We start from the raw sequence: 22,514 nt of genomic DNA on the forward strand, positions 1-22,514 counted from the left end.
AATAAAGAGCATAGAAAAGAGAAATGGCTGAGTCTATTTTCTGTTATCTATTATCTCTTTTCTAATAATTGAATATGAAAATAGAAACAATAAATACATTAGGCGAATTAAAACAATCAGAATATCAATCAAAATCTATAAAAGATGAATTGAGAGATAATTTAATCGAAAACATAAAAAATAAGAAAACAACTTTTGAAGGTATTCATGGTTATGAGAATACAGTTATTCCTGAGTTAGAACGTGCTATTTTATCTAGACATAATATTAATTTATTAGGACTTAGAGGTCAAGCGAAAACACGTTTGGCTAGAATGATGGTAAATCTTTTGGACGAATATATTCCTGTAGTAAAAGGTTCTGAAATTAATGATGATCCGTTAGCACCAATTTCTAGATACGCTATTGAATTAATCAAAGAAAAAGGAGATAATACACCAATTACTTGGTTGCATAGAAGCGAGCGATTTGCTGAGAAATTAGCAACTCCGGATGTTACTGTAGCAGATATTATTGGAGATGTAGACCCAATAAAAGCTGCGAATTTAAAACTGAGTTATGCAGACGATCGCGTGATTCATTACGGAATGATACCAAGAGCGAACCGTTGCATTTTTGTTATTAATGAATTGCCAGATTTACAAGCTAGAATACAGGTAGCTTTGTTTAATATTTTACAAGAAGGCGATATACAGATTAGAGGATTCAAATTACGATTGCCATTAGATATGCAGTTTGTATTTACAGCAAATCCTGAAGATTATACTAATAGAGGAAGTATTGTAACACCATTAAAGGATAGAATAGGTTCTCAGATTTTAACGCATTATCCAGATTCTGTAGAAACGGCAAGAACAATTACAGCTCAAGAAGCAAAGTTAGATTCTAGACAATCAGAATCTGTTTATGTACCAGAATTAGCAAAAGATTTATTAGAACAAATTAGTTTTGAAGCTAGAGAAAGCGAGTACGTTGATGTAAAAAGTGGAGTAAGTGCACGTATGAGTATTACAGCTTTCGAAAATCTACTAAGTACAGCAGAAAGACGTGCTTTAATTTCTGGAGATGAAACAACTTCTGTACGATTATCTGATTTTATTGGTGTGATTCCTGCGATAACCGGAAAAGTAGAATTGGTTTACGAAGGTGAACAAGAAGGTGCAGATTTTGTGGCTAATTCATTAATGGAAGAAGCGGTGAAAACATTATTCCCGAAGTATTTTCCTAAGGTTGAAAAATTACAAAAGCAAGATGAAGAAACACCTTATGACGATTTAATCTCATGGTTCTTTAATGGTGATGGTTTTGAACTTTTAGATGAATATGACGATGCAACTTATAAAGCCAAATTAGATGAAGTAACACCTTTAGATGCTTTAATTGCTGATTATCAGCCAGAAATTGACCCAAAGGATGTCTATTTTGAAAAAGAATTTATTCTTTGGGGTTTAACCCAATTTAAAAAACTGAGCAAGTATCGTTATTCTGAAGGTATGCAGTTTAAAGATCCATACGGAAGTTATATTAGTGGCTTGTAGAATTTACCAATTACTACGACTTTTAATATTAGCATCGCAGAGTTTAATAATCTCTGCGATTCTTTTTTGTTGTGTTGCTTTTCGTTTAGCTTGGTTTAACCAATACAAATAACTTTTTCTGTAACTAGGAGCAAAGTTGAGGTAGTTGTTATAAGCATTTTTATTTTCATTAAATGCAATTTGAAGATTCTCTGGGATTATTCCTTTTTCAACAGCATCTAATGAAGTCCAACTTCCATTTTCTTTGGCTATTTTAATAGATTGATGTCCACTATGATGTATTAAGTTATCATTGTGTAATTCTTTAATATGTCTTTTATTAACGGCACTCCAAACGCTTTTTGGTTTTCTCGGACAGAAATATTGTATTCGTTTTCCGTCACCAAGGCTCTTTACGGTAGAGTCTATCCAACCAAAGCAAAGGGCAACTTTTACAGCCTCTTCCCAACGCATAGATTTGTTTTTATGCGCTACTTTATAAAAAATAAGATGAACACCATTTACAGAATCGTGATAGTTAAGCAACCATTCTCTCCATTCAACATCGGTTTTAAAATATAACTCTAGTAAATCTGACATTTATAATTTTTTCGAGTTAACAAAGAAGTCTCTGTCAATTTTTATAGATTCAGCATTGATTTTTTTTGTCTGAAATTTTGCTTTAGGAAACAACCATTCTGATTTTCCATCAATCTCAATTTGAATTGGCATATCAAAGCCATCCACAATGTTTGTCCATCGATATTTCAACTTATTATTTTTAATAGAATATTCTAAAGTCGGAATTTTAATGGTTCTTAAATACTGATTAAAAAATGCAGTTAAATCAATACCTGTTTTTTTACTTAAATAGTTTTCAATCTGCGATGTAGTCACGGTTTGATGATAGAATTCTGAATTTAGTCCTCTTAATATTTGTCGCCATTTTTCATCATCTTCAATCAATTGTCTTAGAGTGTGCAGCATATTAGCACCTTTATAATACATATCGCTAGAACCTTCATTGTTTACATTATAGTGTCCAATTAAAGGTTTGTCATTTTGAATGTTACTACGTGTACCAATGACATAATCTGCAGAAGCTTCTTTACCATAATAGTAATCTAAAAATAGGTTTTCAGAATAGGAGGTAAAGCCTTCATGTATCCACATATCTGCAATATCTTTATTGGTAATATTGTTGGCAAACCACTCATGTCCTGCTTCATGGATAATAATAAAATCGAACTTTAAACCTAGTCCAGTTCCAGATAAATCTCGACCCAAATAACCTTGTTTATATTTGTTGCCATAGGTAACGGAACTTTGGTGTTCCATACCTAAATAAGGCACTTCAACCAATTTAAAACTGTCTTCATAAAACGGATATGGACCAAACCAATGCTCAAAAGCTTTCATCATTTTAGGCGCATCTTTAAAATGGGTTTTAGCTTTTTCTAGATTATAAGAAAGCACCCAATAATCCATATCTAAATTCCCTTTTTCGCCTTCATAAACTTCAGAGAAATTGGTGTAATCTCCAATATTTACATTAACACCATAATTGTTAATTGGGTTGTTTACAAACCAATGTGAGGTTACTGTGTTATTATCGTTTTCTACTAATTTGCGTAAGCGACCGTTTGATACATTTGTTAGCCCTTTTGGATTAGTAACACTAATGAGCATACTATCTACTTCATCATACATATGGTCTTTGTTAGGCCACCAAACGCTTGAGCCTAAACCTTGACAAGATGTAGCAATAAAATGTTTATCGTTTTTATCTTTTTTCCATGAAAATCCACCATCCCAAGGTGCACGTTTCGCTTCCTTTGGATGACCTTGGTAATAGACATCTATAGTGTGAATTGCTCCAGTGTCTTGATTTTTGTTTAAGGTTATAAAATGTGCATTACCGTTATGTTTTACTTCTAATTCTTTTCCGTCTTGAAGTACTTTAGTGATTTTTAAAGGGTCTTGTAAATCTATTTGCATCACCTGAAAAGGCTTCAAAACTTTATACTGAATTGTGTTTTTTCCTGAAATGAATTTGTCTTCAGGTTTTACTTCAATATCAAGATGGTAATAGGTTAAATCCCACCATTCACGTTCTGGTGTTATGCTTCCTCTTAAAGTATCTTGTTTTGTAAAGTTGTTTTTATCTGTTAGTAAGCCTTGGCCTTGACAACTAGATACTAGAAATATTGCAGAAAGCAATACTAAAAAGTTTTTCATGATGATTTACGTTATAGTTCCTTCCTTTAGTAAAGGCTAGAAATGGATATTTATCTCATAATTTTATTAGGGAAAACAACAACACTCTCGTGCCCATTTTCTCCTAAAGTAGCGACTCCAAAGAATGAATTATCAATTACAATGCCTTTTAGTGTAAATTCGGTTATACCTTCCACATAGTGACTATGGTCCCAAGTTGGTGATGTTGTGTCTCTCCAGTAGATTTTATAACCTTTTGCACCTTCAACTTTGTTCCATTTTAACTTTGCAGATGCTTCAACAATGCCTCCAATGCCAACTTCGGTTGGCGCAGGAGGAGCAGAAGCTAGGCTTGCCATTGTAATTGCATTTACAGCGGTTAGTTTTTTACAATAAGGAAAATTTACATGCTCAAAAGTATCACCATAATTGATGCCGTTTTCTGTACGTATATCTTGATGTTGTTGCGTGTAGTTTTCATGTGCTTCCATGATTCTTAATCCTGCAAAACCCATGTCATTAAAAGGTCTATGGTGTCCACCTCGACCAAAACGATCTAATCTGTAAACTAACATCGGATTCATTTCTGGCATATAAGTTTTAGTAGTTTTGTAAACATAACGCGCTAATTGACGAGAAGTCCCATCGACTTCACCACCATAAAAACGACGTGTTCTATTTTGATTTGCGAGTTTTTCTGGGTCAGTTTCATCTGTTGTTATTGGTTCTGAAAAAATTCGGAATGCACGGTTGTCAATCACACCATCTACACCAGAGATGTTTCCTATCATATCATTGTTTAAAACACCTATAATATCCCAATTCTGTTCTTTAGCATATTTCGCTAACCCTTGTCCACCAAATAAACCTTGTTCTTCACCTGAAAGTCCGACATAGATAATACTGTTTTCAAATTTATATTGAGACAAAACTCTAGCAGCTTCAATGGCTCCTGCCATACCAGTTGCATTGTCATTAGCACCTGGAGCATCTGATGTAAAATCGTTTGGGTCACTAACTCTAGAATCAATATCACCACTCATTATAATAAAACGATTAGGATATTTTGTACCTTTTTGAATGGCAACTACATTAACCACATTGACATCTTTAACTATGCGTTGGTTTGTTCCTTTTTTAACGAAGTTATTTTGATAAAATACGTTGAGGCAGTTGTTACAATCTTTAGATATATTATCGAATTCGGATTTTATCCAACGACGAGCAGCACCAATGCCTCTTGTGGCTGAAATAGTATCACTTAAGGTATGTCTTGTGCCAAAATCTGCAAGTCTTTTAACATCATTACGCAAATTTTCTTCAGAAATTGCATCAACGATGTCATAGATTTTTTGATCTGTTTGCGCAAATGCATTTAATGATAATAGAAGTAGAAATAGCGGAATTAGATGTTTCATAGCTTAGTTATTTATAAGTTTTAAAGTTCCGAAAATATTGGCATCAATCCAACCTCTATTTTTATCTTCTCCGTCAACAAATACAGAGCCAATAAAATTTTCGCGTTCCTTGCTATTGTCATTATCGCAGTAGGCTAGGGCAAAGCCCATTAATTTGCCAGCTTGCAGTTTTATAGGAGAATTTTCAGCATCATCTTTATACGTGTCATTGAATAGAGAGATTCTTACTTCCCAAATGGTCTTGTTTCCTGTTGTGATTCGTTTAGACTCTATATGAGAATTATATAGTTTCCCTGTCTTTTTTGTAGACATATCAACAACATTTCCATCTAAAGCAATATGATAAGCGAATGCATTATGGTTAAATTGATGTTCGCCACCACTATTATCTTCATCTATAAAAACCTCAAGGCAATCATCGTCCCACCAAGCAATTAATGGGTTTTTATTGTTATCTATTAATTTGTCATCTTCTATTTCTGCTAAAAGATAAAGCGCGTCTTCTGTCCAAGTTAATTTGTAACGACCAGAAAAATCTTCTTCTGTATAAGGATTACCTAGCCATCTTTGATCTAAGGGTAACCATGTATTATTTTTCCAGATTTCTTCATCTGCTTTTCCATCTATTACTGGTTTTATGGTTGCTTTTTTTATAGTATTGAATTGATTTACAGGTTTGTCTATTTTCTTTTTATAATTGAATTTAACGGTTTCTGTTTTACCTTTTTCATTGATGTCTACATAGATATTCATTTCGTTGTCCGAAATTTTTTCAAACATCATACCTTCAAAAACCACTTTGTTTTCTGTGATTTTTAAAAGAGGAAAATCAACTGTTTCATCTTTTGTTTCCCAACCTTTAAGATCTGGTCCAAAATGTTTGAGTTGAAGAATTAATGAGTTTTTAATTTCTCTTATTACTTCAATCTCATAAAACGTTATTTTTCCGTCGTTAATTAATTTAAAGGTTGCCATCATAGAACCACCAGATGGCTCACTCCAAATTTCTTCTGTTATTCCTCCAAAAGCTTCACCATGCCAAGTGCCAGAAATCCATGCAATGTTTTCTAGTTTTGGTTCTAAGGTTTTTTCCGTTTGTGCATTTACTATTGAAATTGCTAAAAAAAAGAGTATTATATATTTTATCATAACTATTGTATAAAAGTAACTTTGGTAATTAATCCGTCTTCAACTTCATAAATGGCTACGGCATTAAAGATTTTTCCGTTGGCAGTCACTTGTTCTTCGTCAATAACTTTATTGCCAATAACAATTCGTTTTTTTATAAAAGCTCTTAAATCTGGCACACGGTTAAACCAATCATTATAGCTTTTTCTCATAGCTTCTTTGCCTTCCGTTTGAAGCGTATTTGGATAAACATATAGTTTAACATCATCTGCATAATCTTTCATAAATGCATCAATGTTTCTGGCATTGTAAGCATCTAAATTTCTTTGAATAATAGCTTCAATATCAGAAGTTTCTGTTGAAGTATTTGGTGAAGTAGTTTCTGTTTCTGTAATTTCAGTTTCATCTTCTGAACTATTATCAATAGGTTCTTGCGATGCACTGTTGGCTTCAATATCTCCTGCGATTAGTAATTGTGTACTCAAAGCATTGGTCGATAAACGTGTAATTTTTGTGATTCCGTTAGAAGATAAATCGGCAATTTGCTTCCAATTATTATCTTTATTTAAAGTGAGTTTGTATAGTATATTATCTTTTCCTGATAGAATTGTTTTATTATCTAACCAACATATATCTTCAACATTTGTTATTGTATTAGCAATCACTTTAATGGCTCCTGTTGTAGGATTTAATGATTTTATTTGCCATTGAATTTCATTCTCTTTAGAAATAAAACTTACCAAATTAGAATTAGGGATTTTGTGAAAAGAACGACCAACATTACTGGCGAGTTTTTGGTTGGTGCCATTTAGAATATTAGACACGTATAGGTTTAATTTTTCATCTTCGATTACTGCAGAAACAATGGTCTCATTATTAAACCAAGTGTAATATGCAATCACTTTATCTTTAATAAGTTCTGAAGATTGGCCATTGCTTAGACTATATGTATATAAGCGTTGTTTACCATCTGGATCCAATCTTACTGCAGAAACTTCATGTTTATTAGGGATTTTTAAAGGTGAATATTCTCCACCTTCGGTATGGTTTATCCAAATTTTAGCATTGTAACGTGTGTCATATTTAGCAATATCTGTTTGTCCATTTCTTATAGATGAAAAAACAATATATCTGTTATCCAAAAAAGAAGGTTGATTATCGTAGCCTTGATTATTTGAAATGTTTTTACCATTTTTTATTTCAATTTTAGAATTATGCGATTCTAGATCAAACAAAAATACTTCTGTATTCGTTTGTGCATAAGATACAATTGAAAAAAGGATTAATGATATTTTAAAAATAGTCTTCATAGAAAGAAATTTAATACCTTAAAGGCTATGTTATTTTTGTTTCAGTTGTTTTAAATTGGCATTCAATTCGTTGAGGTAGTACTGTCTTACTTTTTTATCTTTTGCTATTGCTATTGATTGTTCAAGATAAGCAATTGCTGTTTTTTTATCCTCTTTCATTGAGGCTATTTTACTAAGACCTTCTAATGCTTTATACGAATCAGAATTTGCAATTAAGCAGTGTTTATAAAGTTTTTCTGCTTCTTTTAAGTTTTTAAAGCTTAAATAATTGTTTGCTAATTGGATACGAAATTGTTCTAAGCTAACAGGAAAGTGTGATTTTATACCAGATTCCATTTGTACTAAATCATCTTGCTTATTTTTTCGAATATAGTAATTGGTAATATTTCCTAAACTATACCAAGGCAACAAAAATTCGGAATTGTATTTATCATTTAATTGTTTGTAGTAAGCAATGACGTCGCTACCGTTTTTAAATGAGTAAAACGTTTCACTATCTAAATACCAACCCTTAAATACATCATTTAAAACATCTGTTATTGCTGTTAAATGTAAAGAACCATGGTTGTCTTCAGGATAGGCATTTAGGTGCCAATTGGTTTGCTCAGAACTTTCTTTTTCTAAAACAGCAACTAACTCATCTATACCCATACCCTCTGTGTTGGCTTGCGCGATATAAAGTTGAGAATTAGTTGTAAATTCATTTTTAAATTCATCTTCTAACCGTTTTACAATTTCATAGTCATTAAACCAATATGAAGGGTCTATAGCTAAAAAGACATCAAAATCATTAGGATTTGTCATCCAGTAATGTGTAGTTAATATTCCAAATTTTGAATGTCCTATTAAGATATCTAAATCAGAAGTTCTGTAAGATTTATTGATTAGTGGTTTTAATTCCGTTTGAATGAATTTTATAAACGTATCTGCATTTTGCTTTGGGTCGGAATTTTGAAGTTGTTTTGTTCCTCCATTGTCAGAAATGCCTATTAAAATAGCTTCAGGAATGGTAAATGCAGAATTTGATAAGAATTCTATTAAACCACTGTCGTAATGAAAATTATAGTCACCATCTAATAAATAGATTACAGGGAATTTTGCTTTATTATTTTCATCATAACTAGGAGGTAAATACACTTGATAAGCGCGTTGTTCCTTTAAAATTTCAGATTGAAAACAATAACGTTCACCAATAGAAATTTGCTGCGCATGTGAAACGCTAGAAATCATAAAAACAAACAGAATCCTTAAATAGTGTTGGTATTTCATTATGTGTTATCTTATTATTTTCGAAGATACTAAAAATAAAAAAGCCAATTCAACTAAATGAATTGGCTTAATAATTAGAGATATTTGAGTTAGTCTAATTATTGAAATATTTAGAAACAGTATTTGTTTTCTGCTTTTACTTTTTCTGCAATCTCGATACGTAAATCTACGATATCTGGATAGTTTGCATATTTTGTAAAACGTTTAAGACCCATTAACATCATACGTTGTTCGTCACCTTCAGCAAAAGAAATAATACTTTCTTTTCCTTTTTCTTCAACGATATCTACTGCGTGATATAAATATAATTTAGCCATAGCAATTTGTGCAGATTGTGCTTCAACTCCAAATCGTTTTGCATTTTTCTCTGTTCTTAAAATTGCAGATTCTGCCATATAGATTTCAATTAAGATATCTGCAGCTGCAATAAGTAATTGTTGGTGCTCTTCTAATTGAGGACCAAATTTTTGAACGGCTCCACCAGCAACCATTAAGAACGCTTTTTTCAACTTCTTAATCATTTCTTTTTCTTCAGAAAATAATTCCGAATAATCTGGAGTATCAAAAGAAGGAATTCCCATTAATTCTTCTTGAACTTTTTGTGCAGGACCTAATAAATCTACGTGACCTTTCATAGCTTTTTTAACAAGCATACCAACGGTAAGCATTCTGTTAATTTCGTTAGTACCTTCATAAATACGAGCAATACGAGCATCTCTCCAAGCAGCTTCCATAGGTGTTTCTTCAGAGAATCCCATTCCACCAAAAATCTGGATACCTTCATCTGCACAGTTTTGTACATCTTCAGATACAGCCACTTTTAGTATAGAACATTCTATTGCATATTCCTCAACGCCTTTAAGTTCTGCTTCTTGATGTGTGTTTCCAGCGGCAACTCTTAAAGCAATTCTATCTTCAATGTTTTTAGCAGCTCTATATGTTGCAGATTCACCAGCATAAGCACTTGCTGCCATTTCTGCTAATTTTGTTTTAATAGCACCAAAATCTGCAATAGGAGTTTTAAATTGTTTACGCTCAGTTGCGTAATTTACAGCAGTTGTTAAAATACGACGTTGTGAATCTAAACAAGCCGCAGCTAATTTAATACGTCCTACGTTTAGTGCATTCATGGCAATTTTAAACCCTTCACCACGACCAGCTAACATATTTTCAACAGGAACAACAGTATCATTAAAAAATACTTGACGTGTAGATGATGCACGAATACCTAATTTGTGTTCTTCTTCACCTAAAGTGATTCCGTTTGGATTATCTCCATCATATTCAACAATGAATCCAGTAATATTTTTATCGTCTTCGATACGAGCAAAAACTATCATCAAGCTACAGAAACCTGCATTTGAGATCCACATTTTTTGTCCGTTAATTTTGTATGATTTTCCATCTGCAGAAAGCTCTGCAGTTGTTTTACCAGAATTAGCATCAGATCCAGCTCCAGGCTCTGTTAAACAGTATGCTCCAAACCACTCTCCTGTAGCTAATTTAGGAACGTATTTTTGCTTTTGTTCTTCTGTACCATAAAGTGTAATTGGCATAGTACCAATACCTGTATGTGCACCAAAAGCAGTACTAAAAGAACCAGTTCCAGAAGAAATATAATCACAGGTTAAACATGTAGATACAAATCCCATACCTAACCCTTCATACGCTTCAGGAACAGCAACACCTAAAAAGCCCATTTCACCAGCTTTACGCATCACTTCTTCAGTTAATGCATAATCTTTAGCTTCAAATCTCGCTTTGTGTGCAATGATTTCACGTTCGTTGAATTCCATTACGGATTCTTTCATCATTGTTTGTTCTTCTGAAAAATCTTCAGGAGTAAAAATGTCGTCACAATTTGTTTCTTTTACAAGGAATTGTCCTCCTCTTAATAATTCTTTTTCTTCTGTTGCCATAATAAGCCCCTTCTAACTTCCCCAAAAGGGAAGAACTGTTACAGGGTGAGTTTTAGTTATACTTTATTTTAATTTGTTGTCTTTAGGTTAGGATGGGCTTCTTAATTAAGAAACTCAAATATCCCACAAGCCCCTTGACCTGTACCAACACACATAGTAACTGCTCCATACTTCCCTTTCATGTCTTGCTTTCGCATTTCATCAAAAAGTTGTACAGATAGTTTTGCTCCTGTACATCCTAATGGATGACCAAGTGCAATTGCACCACCATTTACGTTAATGATATCTGGATTAAGGTTTAATTCTCTAATTACAGCTAAAGATTGTGAAGCAAACGCTTCGTTTAATTCAATCAAAGCTAAATCGTCTTGTTTTAAACCTGCTTGTTTTAATGCTTTTGGTATTGCTTTTACTGGTCCAATTCCCATGATACGAGGCTCAACACCTGCGGCAGCATAGTTTATCATTCTTGCAATTGGCTCTAAACCTAGTTCTTTAACCATGTCTTCACTCATAACCATTACAAAAGCAGCTCCATCACTCATTTGAGATGAGTTACCAGCTGTAACACTTCCTCCAGCAGCAAATACTGCTCTTAGTTTTGCTAAAGCTTCTTTATTGGTTCCTTTTCTAGGACCTTCATCTTTAGTTACGGTGTACGATTTAGTGGCTTTTTTTCCGTTAGCATCAATGTAAGTTTGCTCGACTTCAATTGGTACAATTTGATCTTGAAAACGATTTTCAGCTTGCGCTCTTAAAGCTTTCATATGTGAATTGTAAGCAAACTCATCTTGGTCTTCACGAGATACGTTGAACTGTTTTGCAACAGCTTCTGCAGTATTTCCCATGCCCCAATAATAATCTTCATGACCCGCTTTTACAATATCGTAATTTAATTCTGGTTTAAAACCAGTCATAGGTACACTACTCATGCTTTCTGCTCCACCAGCAATAATACAATCTGCCATTCCAGCCTGTATTTTCGCCGTTGCCATACCAATAGTTTCTACTCCAGACGAGCAAAAACGGTTCACGGTTACACCAGGAACATCAACAATATCTAATCCCATTAAAGAGATTAAACGTGCCATGTTTAAACCTTGAGAACCTTCTGGCATTGCGTTACCAACAATTACATCGTCAATACGTTTTGGGTCTAATTTAGGCAGTTCTTTCATCATGTGTTTGATGGTCTCTGCAGCTAATTCATCAGTTCTTTTAAAACGGAACACGCCTTTTGGTGCTTTACCAACTGCTGTTCTGTATGCTTTTACTATATATGCTGTTTTCATCTTTTTCTTAGTTTCTTAAAGGTTTTCCTTTGGTTAACATGTGTTGAATTCTTTCTAATGTTTTACGTTCTGTACAAAGAGAAAGGAATGCTTCACGTTCTAAATCCAATAAATATTGCTCGCTAACTAAAGTTGGTTCAGATAAATCTCCACCAGCCATGACGTAAGCTAATTTATTTGCAATTTTCATATCGTGTTCTGAAATGTAGTTAGAGTCTTGCATCGAGTCTGTTCCGACTAAGAACATACCTAAAGCTTGCTTACCTAATACTTTTACATCAGTACGTTTTACAGGTTGTGTATAACCAGAATTAGCCATTAACATAGCGTGTTGTTTTGCTACTGCTATTTGACGGTCTTTATTAACAACAACGACATCTTTTCCTTTTTGAAGTAGGTTTAAATCGAAAGCTTCATAAGCCGAAGTCGATACTTTTGCCATACCAATAGTTAAGAAGTGTTCTTGTAACACGTTAAGTTGTACGTCTCCTTTTTGGAATGTATCAGATGCTCTCAAAGCCATTTCTTTAGAACCACCACCACCAGGAATAACACCAACACCAAACTCTACAAGTCCCATGTATGTTTCTGCAGCTGCAACTACTTTATCTGCGTGTAATGATAATTCACATCCACCACCTAAAGCCATTCCGTGAGGAGCAGAAATAGTTGGAATAGAAGAGTAACGCATGCGCATCATGGTATCTTGGAAATATTTGATAGCCATGTTAAGCTCATCATACTCTTGCTCTGCAGCCATCATAAAAATCATTCCGATGTTTGCACCAACCGAGAAGTTTGCCGCTTGGTTACCAACTATTAATCCGGCAAAATCTTTTTCTGCTAAATCAATACCTTTATTTAGTCCTGCAAGTACGTCTCCACCAATGGTATTCATTTTAGATTGGAATTCTACATTAAGGATTCCGTCTCCTAAATCTTCAATAACAACACCAGAGTTTTTAAATACTTCGTTTGTTTTTCTAATATTATCTAAGATGATGAAACTATCTTGACCAGGAATTTTTGTTTGTGTTTTAGAAGGAATATCATAGAAATATGTAGCACCTTCCTTTACTGTATAGAAAGATGTACTTCCAGAAGCAATCATCTCATTAACCCAAGCAGCAGGCTCTAAACCTTCCGCTTTCATTAATTCGATACCTTTTTCTACACCAATAGCATCCCAAATTTGGAAAGGACCATGTTCCCAACCAAAACCAGCTTTCATAGCATCGTCAATTTTATAAACATCATCTGAAATTTCTGGAATACGATTAGACACGTAAGCAAATAATGCTGTGAAGCTTTTTCTGTAAAATTCTCCAGCTTTATCTTTTCCTTTTACTAATACTTTAAAACGGTCAACAACTTTATCAATCGTTTTCGTAAGTTCTAAAGTTGCAAATTTTGCTTTTTTAGAAGGTCTATATTCTAAAGTGTTTAAGTCTAAAGCTAAAATTTCTTTTTTACCTTCTGCAGTAACATTCTTTTTATAAAATCCTTGTCCAGTTTTACTTCCTAACCATTTGTTTTCCATCATGGTGTTGATGAAATCTGGTAATTCAAATAACTCTAAACGTTCGTCATTTGGGCAGTTTTCTCTAATTCCGTTTGCGACGTGAACTAAAGTGTCTAATCCAACAACATCAACCGTACGGAAGGTTGCAGATTTAGGACGACCAATTACTGGACCTGATAATTTATCTACTTCCTCAACTGTTAAGTCTAAATCTTTTACTGCGTGAAATAAACTTTGTATGCTGAAAATACCAACTCTATTTCCTATAAATGCAGGCGTATCTTTAGCAACAACAGATGTTTTTCCTAAGAATTTTTCACCATATTCATTTAAAAACTCAAGTACAGAAGCATCTGTTTTTGGTCCAGGAATAATTTCGAATAACTTTAAGTAACGTGCTGGATTAAAGAAGTGTGTACCACAGAAATGCTTTTGAAAATCTTCACTACGTCCTTCGTTCATGAATTTAATAGGAATACCAGAAGTATTAGAAGTAATCAATGTTCCTGGTGTTCTGTATTTTTCTAGTTTTTCAAACACTTGTTGTTTAATATCAAGTCGTTCTACAACAACTTCCATAATCCAATCTACATCTGCAACTTTAGCTATATCGTCTTCTAAATTACCAGTTGTGATACGACTTGCAAATTTTTGATTGTAAATAGGAGAAGGTTTAGATTTTAGTGATGCAGTTAATGCATCATTTACTAATCTGTTTCTTACGACTTTGTCTTCTAATGATAATCCTTTAGCTTTTTCTTTGTCGTTTAACTCTCTAGGAACGATGTCTAATAATAGTACATCTACACCAATGTTGGCAAAATGGCATGCGATTCCGCTACCCATAATACCTGAACCGATAATGGCTACTTTTTTAATTCTACGTTTACTCATCTTACTTTAAAATGTGTTCTTTTTTGTTGTATATCTGTTTATTTGAAATCATGTTATTAATAACTTCGGCAACTTTTTGAAAGTTGGCTAATTCTTCTTCACTAACATTAGCTTTAATGGTTTCATTAAAAGTGATGACGCGTTCTTTGGAATAGTTTCTTTTCTCTCTTCCAAATTCGGTTAAAAAGATTAAAACGCCTCTACCGTCTTCAGGATTTGGTCTCCGTTCTATTAATCCTTTATTCTCCATAGTTTTCAAGGTTCTAGAAAGGCTTGTTGCTTCCATTCCCATTTTTGGACCTAAAGATGTAGATGGTGTTCCATTTTCTGGATCAATACTCAATAATGCAAATCCTGTTGCCATGGTTGATTCGAATTTAAGAGCTTCTTCATTATACATTTTGTTAACCGCTAACCACGTGGTTCTTAGTATGTAATCTATTGTTTTGTCTTTCATAATCCCGTATTGGGAATCAAATATAGTAAAAAATACTATGCACGCATAATAAATGGTCAAAATAATAAGTTATTAATACTTCAGTAATTGGGTGTTTAATTTAGAAATGTCTTATTTTAAAGGCTGTATTTTGAGATTATCTCAATAATAAACATAAAGATTTAACATTTTGAAAATGACATTGTCATTAAATAGAATTCTTTAATATTTTATCTGATAAGTAAAATATTTAATCAATTAGCTATAAATCTTATCGTATAGATCCTTGTAAATTTCTTTAATAATTACACGTTTCATTTTCATTGTAGGTGTAAGTTGTCCACCATCTATAGACCAAACATCTGGTGTGAGTTCAAAACGTTTAATTTGTTCCCATTTACCAAAGTTTTTGTTGTATTTGTCTATTTCTTTTTGAATACGATTAATAACAATTTCTGAATTAGCTATTTCAGATTCTGATTTTCCAACACCATTTTGTTTATGGTCTATCCAATCTCTTATAAAATCGAAATTAGGTTGTATTAAGGCTGCAGGCATTTTTTCACCTTCTCCAACAACCATAATTTGTTCAATAAAAAGCGACTGTTTCATATCGTTTTCTAAAAGAGGCGGTATTACATATTTTCCACCAGAGGTTTTAAACATTTCTTTCTTACGACCTGTAATTTTTAAAAAACCATCTGCATCAATTTCTCCTTTATCTCCAGTATGGAAATAATCACCTGTCATAACACTTGCTGTTTTATTTGGATCCTTATAATAGCCTAACATTACATTTGGGCCTTTTATTAAGATTTCTCCATCGTCTGCTATTTTAACCTCAACGTCATCTATTGGTTTTCCTACAGTACCTACTCGATAACCGTTGTTTTTGTATAAGCCAACGGCAACAACGGGAGAAGTTTCGGTTAAACCATAACCTTCCATGACTTTCATTTTAGCTGCTCCAAAAATTCTTGCTAATCTTGGTTGTAAGGCTGCACTACCAGAAACCATAGTACCTAGTTCGCCACCAAGTGCTTCGCGCCATTTACTAAAAATCAATTTATTGGCAATTTTGAGTTGAAACTCGTACCATGCACCATTAGTTCCATATGGTTCCCAACGCTCGCCCAATCTTACAGCCCAAAAGAATAACGCTTTTTTTGCACCTGTCAATTCTTCGCCTTTTAGCATTATTTTATCGAAAACTTTTTCGAGTAACCGAGGAACAACGCTCATTAAATTGGGTTTTATTTCTTTGGCGTTATCTCCAATTTTATCTATGCCTTCTGCAAAATATATGGATGCTCCAGAATGTTGATACACATATATTAATAGACGTTCAAAAATATGACAAATAGGAAGAAAGCTTAAAACACGATTATCTCCTTTTTTTAAAGGGACTCTAGGAGCACTATTTAGCGCATTGCTAGTTATATTCCAATGAGACAACATGACGCCTTTAGGTTTACCTGTAGTACCAGAGGTGTAGATTATTGTTGCTAAATCTTCTGGTTTTACGGCTTCTTTTCTTAATTCTACTTCTGGTTGATTGCTTTGGTCTTCACCTAGTTTAAATAACTCTGAATAATGTTTGCAACCTTCAATATGATCAAAAGAATAAACGTCTTTAATTTTTGTGTTTGCCTGTACTTGTCTAACTTTTTCTAAAACTTCTTTATCTGAAACAAAGCAGTAAATTGATTCACTGTGATTTAAAACATACTCATAATCTTCAGCAGAAATCGTAGGATAAATTGGGATATTTTGCGCTCCAAGTTGAAGTACACCAATGTCCATAATATTCCATTCTGTTCTATTTGTTGTGGAAATAACAGCAATTTTGTCATCCTTTTTTATACCAAGCCTCAACAATGCTCTACTTATAGAATTGGCTTTGTCAACATATTCTTGGGTTGATATTGGTGTCCACTTCCCATTGTATTTTGTAACTAATGCAGATTTATTTGGTTTGTGCGTTAGTTGGTAATAAGGGAAATCAAAAAGTCTTGTTATTTCTGTCATTTGAATCTAGCAATTATATCTTCGCAAATTATGAAAATAAAAAGGATTTTCAAATATGAAGATAAAAAAGTGGTAGTTTATTAAAAAAGGTGATATTTTTTTGCGGTATCTTTAATCTGGTTACTTTTTATTTGCTTTAATAAGTTGTTTTATTTTTAAAATAATTGTAGTTTTATGCTTAATTTAAATTGGTTTACCAATCTGGTTATCCAATTTAGTTATTGTTTAATTTTATAGTTTATTAATAATTTTTATAATCGCTTATGAAAACTTTTTACACTTTTAAGAGACATGCTGTATTTGCACTGTCTTTTTTACTATTATCTACAATTAGTATTTATTCTCAAACAACATACAATGTGGCTAATTTAGATGATATTGATGCGCTTGAGGATTTATTTGAAACTCTTGCTGCAGGAGATACTGTTATTTTAGCAGATGGAGTTTATAATACTGATGAGAGAATTAAATTTTCGCCAACAACTGGTACCGCTGCAATGCCAATTACATTTAGGGCACAGACACCAGGAGGTGTTAAATTTACGGGAGGATTAAATATGAGTATAGGTGGAGACTATGTAGTAATTGATGGTTTTCATTGGCAAGGTGGTTATGGATCCAGTAAAGTAATTGAGTTTAGGGATGGAGAAGACTATGCCAACCATAGCACCATGCAAAATTGTGCAATGGATGGATTAGGGATTGATCCAGATGATATAGAAGCAGGAACAAGCGTAAAACATAATTGGGTAATGCTATACGGTAATTATAATACTGTTATAAATTGTTCATTTATGAATAAAGTAAGTTCTGGAAATATGATTTTGGTAGAATTAGCATACAATGCCTATCCTCCTGTAGGTGATGGTGAGCCAGAAATTAACACTAGTTGCGATATCGTAGGACACACAATTAGTAATAACTACTTTTATAACTATGAGAAAATAGACGCCTCTTTAACTAATGCAGGTGACAGTGAAACTATACGTATAGGAACAAGCTCTTATCAAAATGTTGATAGTAATACAATTGTTAGCAATAACTATTTTGTTGAAGCAGATGGTGAAAATGAAATTATTACTAATAAAAGTAAAAACAATTCCTACATTAATAATACGTTTAGACGCTGTAGAGGATCTCTAGTATTACGCCATGGGTCTAATGCAACAGTTGAAGGGAATTACTTCTTAGGTGAAAATGTTGATGGTACTGGAGGTGTGAGAATTGTTGATAGCGAACATACCATAACCAACAATTATATTCAAGATTGTATTACCGTAGTTGATCAAGCTAAGTGGAATAATGGAATAACCTTTTTAGGTGGAAGTGCAAATAATTCAGTGCCTTGTACTTCTGATAACACATCTAGTGATTATCAGAAAGTGGAAAATATTACACTCTCTAATAATACGATTATAAATACTAATGCGCCTTTATTCTATAATACAGATAAAGGTTCTACTGACCCAACAGGAACAGTTGCTAATAATTTAATTTATTTTACCACAGGAAATGCAAATATTACAGATGTAATTTCTGGTGATACTCCTACATCTTATGCTGACCTAGGAACAACATTAAACTATTTAGGTAACGTTTATACAGGCAGTGCATTAGGAGCAACGAACGCTGGTTTTTCTCAAGAAAATGATATCGTAGCGACTCTTAATGGTGAAATTTACACTTTTTCTGGTACAGGTTCTACAGGCAAAGGTGCTGATATGGGTGTATATTCTCCAACTACAGACGATATGGTAGGTTATGGAATAGGTGCTTGTTTTTTAGATAATTTAGGGAGTAATATTACTGACGGAAATTGTACTATCGTAGTGCCAGAATCATTAACTATAAGTAGTTTACCGTTACTAGATTCAGAGTCTAATAGTTATGATGTTTTTGTTTATGCTAATGTAGGTTGGACAGCAATGCCTAATGATACTTGGATTTCTTTAGATATTAATTCTGGTACAGGTGATGCAACAGTTTCTGTTACAGTAACTGATAATATTGAAACAAGCAGCAGAACCGGAACCATAACTTTTACACAAAACCCTGGAGGTGATAATATTATTAGAACATTAACGGTTACTCAAGAAGGAGCAGATTTAACCGATTTATATGATTTAATTAACACTGGCATTGAGGGAGAGGATCCCGTTTTTGTCCATTCTTTTTCTAAAGAAGAAGTAAACGGCATAGATAAGTTTAATTATGCAACAAATACTTTAGATAAAGACAATAGCTCAGTTTGGGCAGCAGATGATGGTGCTATTTTGCCTGGTGACTATAAAGGCGATGGTGAGTATATTATATATGATTTGGGCAGTATTTATAACCTAGACTTAGTTCAGTTTAGTACAACTAGTAAACCAGACGCTTTTGGATTTCAAGTTTTGGTATCTACAACAGGTACAGATGAAGCGGACTTTTCAATGATATTACCTACAACTGGTGATTTAATTTTAACAGCAACTAACACAACTGATTTTAATCTTTATGAAGTCGATGCTAGTGCACGCTATGTAAAGTTATTAGGTTATGGAAGATTTAATAGTGCAGGTGATTCTAGAGAAAGTGTTTGGAGTGCAGTTGGTGAAATTGAATTTTTTGGAACTCAAAGTTTATCTATTGCAGATGATGAGTTTGTAAAAAATATAAGTATCTATCCTGTTCCTACAAGTGATATATTAACAATTAAAGTATTAAATGATACGGAAATAGAAAATGCGAAGATATACAGTGTAACAGGGAAATTAGTTTTAGATACTAAGACAAAACTTACCAATTCAGAGTTTTCAATAGATTTATCGAATTTAGAAAATGGTACTTATATAATTAGTTTAACTAATACTAAAGGTTTTAAAGCGTCAAAATTTATTGTTGTTTCAAATTAAAACTGTAAAACTATTAAGTAAGCTAAAAAATAGCTCTTCCTGTTATGAAGAGCTATTTTTTTATTTATAGCATAAATTAGAACACTTCGATTTTAAACTTGAGAATAGTTAGTAATCTGTAACTCAATATTTAAATTAATCAAAATTTGAAATTGCATTATAGTATTTTGTTATGAAATTATCTTTTTATTTGATTATTTTTGAGCTTTTGATAAAAATTTGAATTTAGATTATGAATAGCTGTTTTTTCAAACGTTTTCGTAAATAAATCGTGTAAATTCCAATGTTTTAGAGGGTTTTATGACAAAAGTCAGGTTTAATAAAGATCATTGTATCTAACTTTGACAACTCAAAATAATGGTAATAATTTACATAATATTAATAATTAAAAAACATGGAAGTAAAACAATTTAAAAGTGGAGTTTGGACAGAAAAAGTCAATGTTAGGGATTTTGTTATAAACAATATTACACCTTATCATGGGACTCATGAATTTTTAGTTGGACCAAGTGCAAAAACTCAAAAACTTTGGGATTTATGTAAACAGGCAACTCAAGAAGAAAGAGATAATAATGGTGTTCGTTCTGTAGATACAGAAACTATTTCTACTGTTAGTGCTTTTGAAGCTGGATATATTGATAGAGATAATGAAGTAATAGTTGGTCTGCAAACAGATGAATTATTAAAAAGAACAATGAAGCCTTTTGGAGGTTTTAAAGTAGTTCAAAAAGCATTGTCTGAGCAAGGTGTTGCACCAAATGAAAACCTCACAAATTTATTCACTAAATATGTTAAAACACATAATGATGGTGTTTTTGATGCTTATACTACAGAAATTAAAAAGTTCCGTTCTTTAGGCTTTTTAACAGGTTTGCCAGATAACTATGCAAGAGGTAGAGTAATTGGAGATTATCGTCGTGTAGCATTATACGGAATAGATTTCTTAATTAATTCTAAAAAAGCTGATAAAGAAGCGATAACAGGTCCAATGACGGACGATGTTATTCGTTTACGTGAAGAAGTGGCAGAACAAATTAAATCATTAAAAGAAATGATTGAGTTAGGTGCTAAATATAATTTAGATTTAGCGCGTCCAGCTCAAAATGCCCAAGAAGCCGTACAATGGACATATATGGCTTATTTAGCAGCTGTAAAATCTCAAGATGGAGCAGCAATGTCTTTAGGTAATGTATCAACTTTCCTTGATATTTTTATTGAAAATGATTTAAAAGAAGGTATAATTACTGAGCAAGAAGCACAAGAGTACATTGACCAATTTGTAATGAAATTACGTATGGTTCGTCACTTAAGAATGGCAGCTTACGATGAAATTTTTGCAGGAGACCCAACATGGGTAACTGAAGCAATTGGAGGAATGTTTTCTGATGGAAGAAGTAAAGTTACTAAAACATCGTTCCGTTTCTTACATACATTATACAATTTAGGGCCGTCACCAGAACCAAATATTACAATCCTTTGGTCTGAATCTTTACCACAAAACTTTAAAGATTATTGTGCAAAAGTGGCTATAGATACATCATCTATTCAGTTTGAAAATGATAATTTAATGCGCGAAAATCGTGGTTCTGACGATTACGGTATAGCATGTTGTGTATCTTACCAAGCATTAGGAAAATCTATTCAATTCTTTGGCGCACGTACAAACCTTGCTAAAACTTTATTATTAGCTGTTAATGGTGGACGATGTGAGTTTACAGGAAAACAAGTAGTAGAAGGTATCCCAGAATACACAGATGAGTATTTAGATTTCGATAAAGTAATGGCTAATTTCAAAATAGCTATGAAAGAAGTGGCTCGTGTTTATAATGATTCAATGAATATTATACATTATATGCATGATAAATACTATTATGAAAAAGCTCAGATGGCTTTAATTGATACTAATCCTAGTATTAATATAGCATATGGTATTGCAGGTTTATCAATTGTAGCAGATTCACTTTCAGCCATAAAATATGCAAAAGTAAAACCTGTTAGAAACGAAGAAGGATTAACTGTAGATTTTAAAATTGAAGGCGAATTCCCTTGCTATGGTAATGATGATGATAGAGTAGATGCTTTAGCAGCAAATGCGGTTGCCGATTTTAATAACGAGTTAAAACAATTACCAGTTTATAAAAATGCAGAACCAACAATGTCTGTTTTAACCATAACATCTAATGTGTCTTATGGTAAGAAAACAGGAGCAACACCAGATGGTAGAGCTTATGGAGTGCCATTTGCACCAGGAGCAAACCCAATGCATGGTCGCGATAAAAATGGAGCTATAGCATCATTAAACTCTGTTGCAAAAATTGATTATAAAGATTCTCTAGACGGAATTTCTAACACCTTCTCAATTGTACCAAAATCATTAGGTTCAACTGAAGAAGATAGAATAGACAATTTAGCAACAACCTTAGATGGTTATTTCTCAAGAAATGCACAGCATTTAAATGTGAATGTTCTAGATAAGGAAACATTGTTAGATGCTATGGAAAATCCAGGAGAATATCCACAGCTTACTATTCGTGTATCTGGTTATGCTGTAAATTTTGTTAGATTAACAAAAGAACAGCAAATGGAAGTGATTACACGTTCTTTCCACGAATCCATGTAATTTTTATTAATATTTTGAAAGCATCTAGGTAAAGAAAATTTATTTTTCAT

At 32.9% G+C, this 22,514-nt stretch carries 14 protein-coding genes; 3 read left to right on the forward strand and 11 right to left on the reverse strand.

The annotated features are described in order from the left end of the window. Positions 1 to 74: 74 nt before the first annotated feature. On the forward strand, positions 75 to 1,538 hold the full coding sequence (locus HNV10_RS11925; RefSeq protein WP_173301615.1) for a MoxR family ATPase: 1,464 nt from the start codon (positions 75 to 77) through the stop codon (positions 1,536 to 1,538). A gap of 3 nt (positions 1,539 to 1,541) precedes the next feature. Here HNV10_RS11925 and HNV10_RS11930 read toward each other — a convergent pair whose 3' ends face one another. From HNV10_RS11930 to HNV10_RS11980, 11 genes are all read right to left on the reverse strand, one after another. Then, complete coding sequence (locus HNV10_RS11930) at positions 1,542 to 2,117, reverse strand: YdeI/OmpD-associated family protein (protein WP_173301616.1); 576 nt, start codon at positions 2,115 to 2,117, stop codon at positions 1,542 to 1,544. Beyond that, entirely contained in the window at positions 2,118 to 3,755 is a 1,638-nt protein-coding gene (locus HNV10_RS11935) for a M1 family metallopeptidase (RefSeq protein WP_173301617.1), read from the reverse strand. Positions 3,756 to 3,805: 50 nt separating this feature from the next. Then, the gene (locus tag HNV10_RS11940) at positions 3,806 to 5,152 is read right to left on the reverse strand and encodes a M28 family peptidase (RefSeq protein WP_173301618.1); all 1,347 of its coding nucleotides are present in this window, start codon (positions 5,150 to 5,152) and stop codon (positions 3,806 to 3,808) included. Positions 5,153 to 5,155: 3 nt separating this feature from the next. Then, positions 5,156 to 6,301, reverse strand: a complete 1,146-nt coding sequence (locus HNV10_RS11945) for a DUF6265 family protein (RefSeq protein WP_241695503.1) — start codon at positions 6,299 to 6,301, stop codon at positions 5,156 to 5,158. Positions 6,302 to 6,303: 2 nt separating this feature from the next. Beyond that, the gene (locus tag HNV10_RS11950; protein WP_173301619.1) at positions 6,304 to 7,590 is read right to left on the reverse strand and encodes a nuclear transport factor 2 family protein; all 1,287 of its coding nucleotides are present in this window, start codon (positions 7,588 to 7,590) and stop codon (positions 6,304 to 6,306) included. 30 nt (positions 7,591 to 7,620) lie between these two features. Continuing rightward, the gene (locus tag HNV10_RS11955; protein ID WP_173301620.1) at positions 7,621 to 8,859 is read right to left on the reverse strand and encodes an alpha/beta hydrolase-fold protein; all 1,239 of its coding nucleotides are present in this window, start codon (positions 8,857 to 8,859) and stop codon (positions 7,621 to 7,623) included. Positions 8,860 to 8,969: 110 nt separating this feature from the next. Next, positions 8,970 to 10,778 (reverse strand): acyl-CoA dehydrogenase family protein, encoded by a 1,809-nt coding sequence (locus HNV10_RS11960; RefSeq protein ID WP_173301621.1) that lies wholly within the window; start codon positions 10,776 to 10,778, stop codon positions 8,970 to 8,972. 101 nt (positions 10,779 to 10,879) lie between these two features. Continuing rightward, entirely contained in the window at positions 10,880 to 12,070 is a 1,191-nt protein-coding gene (locus HNV10_RS11965) for an acetyl-CoA C-acyltransferase (RefSeq protein ID WP_173301622.1), read from the reverse strand. Positions 12,071 to 12,077: 7 nt separating this feature from the next. Then, positions 12,078 to 14,486: a 3-hydroxyacyl-CoA dehydrogenase/enoyl-CoA hydratase family protein gene (locus tag HNV10_RS11970; protein WP_173301623.1), complete on the reverse strand. Its 2,409-nt coding sequence runs from the start codon at positions 14,484 to 14,486 to the stop codon at positions 12,078 to 12,080. 1 nt (position 14,487) lies between these two features. Beyond that, complete coding sequence (locus HNV10_RS11975) at positions 14,488 to 14,943, reverse strand: MarR family winged helix-turn-helix transcriptional regulator (RefSeq protein WP_173301624.1); 456 nt, start codon at positions 14,941 to 14,943, stop codon at positions 14,488 to 14,490. 237 nt (positions 14,944 to 15,180) lie between these two features. Continuing rightward, positions 15,181 to 16,950, reverse strand: a complete 1,770-nt coding sequence (locus HNV10_RS11980; protein ID WP_173301625.1) for an AMP-dependent synthetase/ligase — start codon at positions 16,948 to 16,950, stop codon at positions 15,181 to 15,183. A 263-nt stretch (positions 16,951 to 17,213) separates the two neighbouring features. Here HNV10_RS11980 and HNV10_RS11985 point away from each other — a divergent pair, with 263 nt between their 5' ends. Both HNV10_RS11985 and pflB read left to right on the forward strand, forming a co-directional pair. Further along, positions 17,214 to 19,844 carry a chondroitinase-B domain-containing protein gene (locus HNV10_RS11985; protein ID WP_173301626.1) on the forward strand — a complete coding sequence of 877 codons (2,631 nt, stop codon included), beginning with the start codon at positions 17,214 to 17,216 and terminating at the stop codon, positions 19,842 to 19,844. Positions 19,845 to 20,238: 394 nt separating this feature from the next. Then, a complete protein-coding gene (gene pflB / locus HNV10_RS11990) occupies positions 20,239 to 22,464 on the forward strand; it encodes a formate C-acetyltransferase (protein ID WP_173301627.1) in 2,226 nt (741 codons plus the stop codon). Positions 22,465 to 22,514: the final 50 nt, after the last annotated feature.

The organism is Winogradskyella litoriviva, assembly GCF_013249065.1.
GTDB lineage: Bacteria > Bacteroidota > Bacteroidia > Flavobacteriales > Flavobacteriaceae > Winogradskyella > Winogradskyella litoriviva.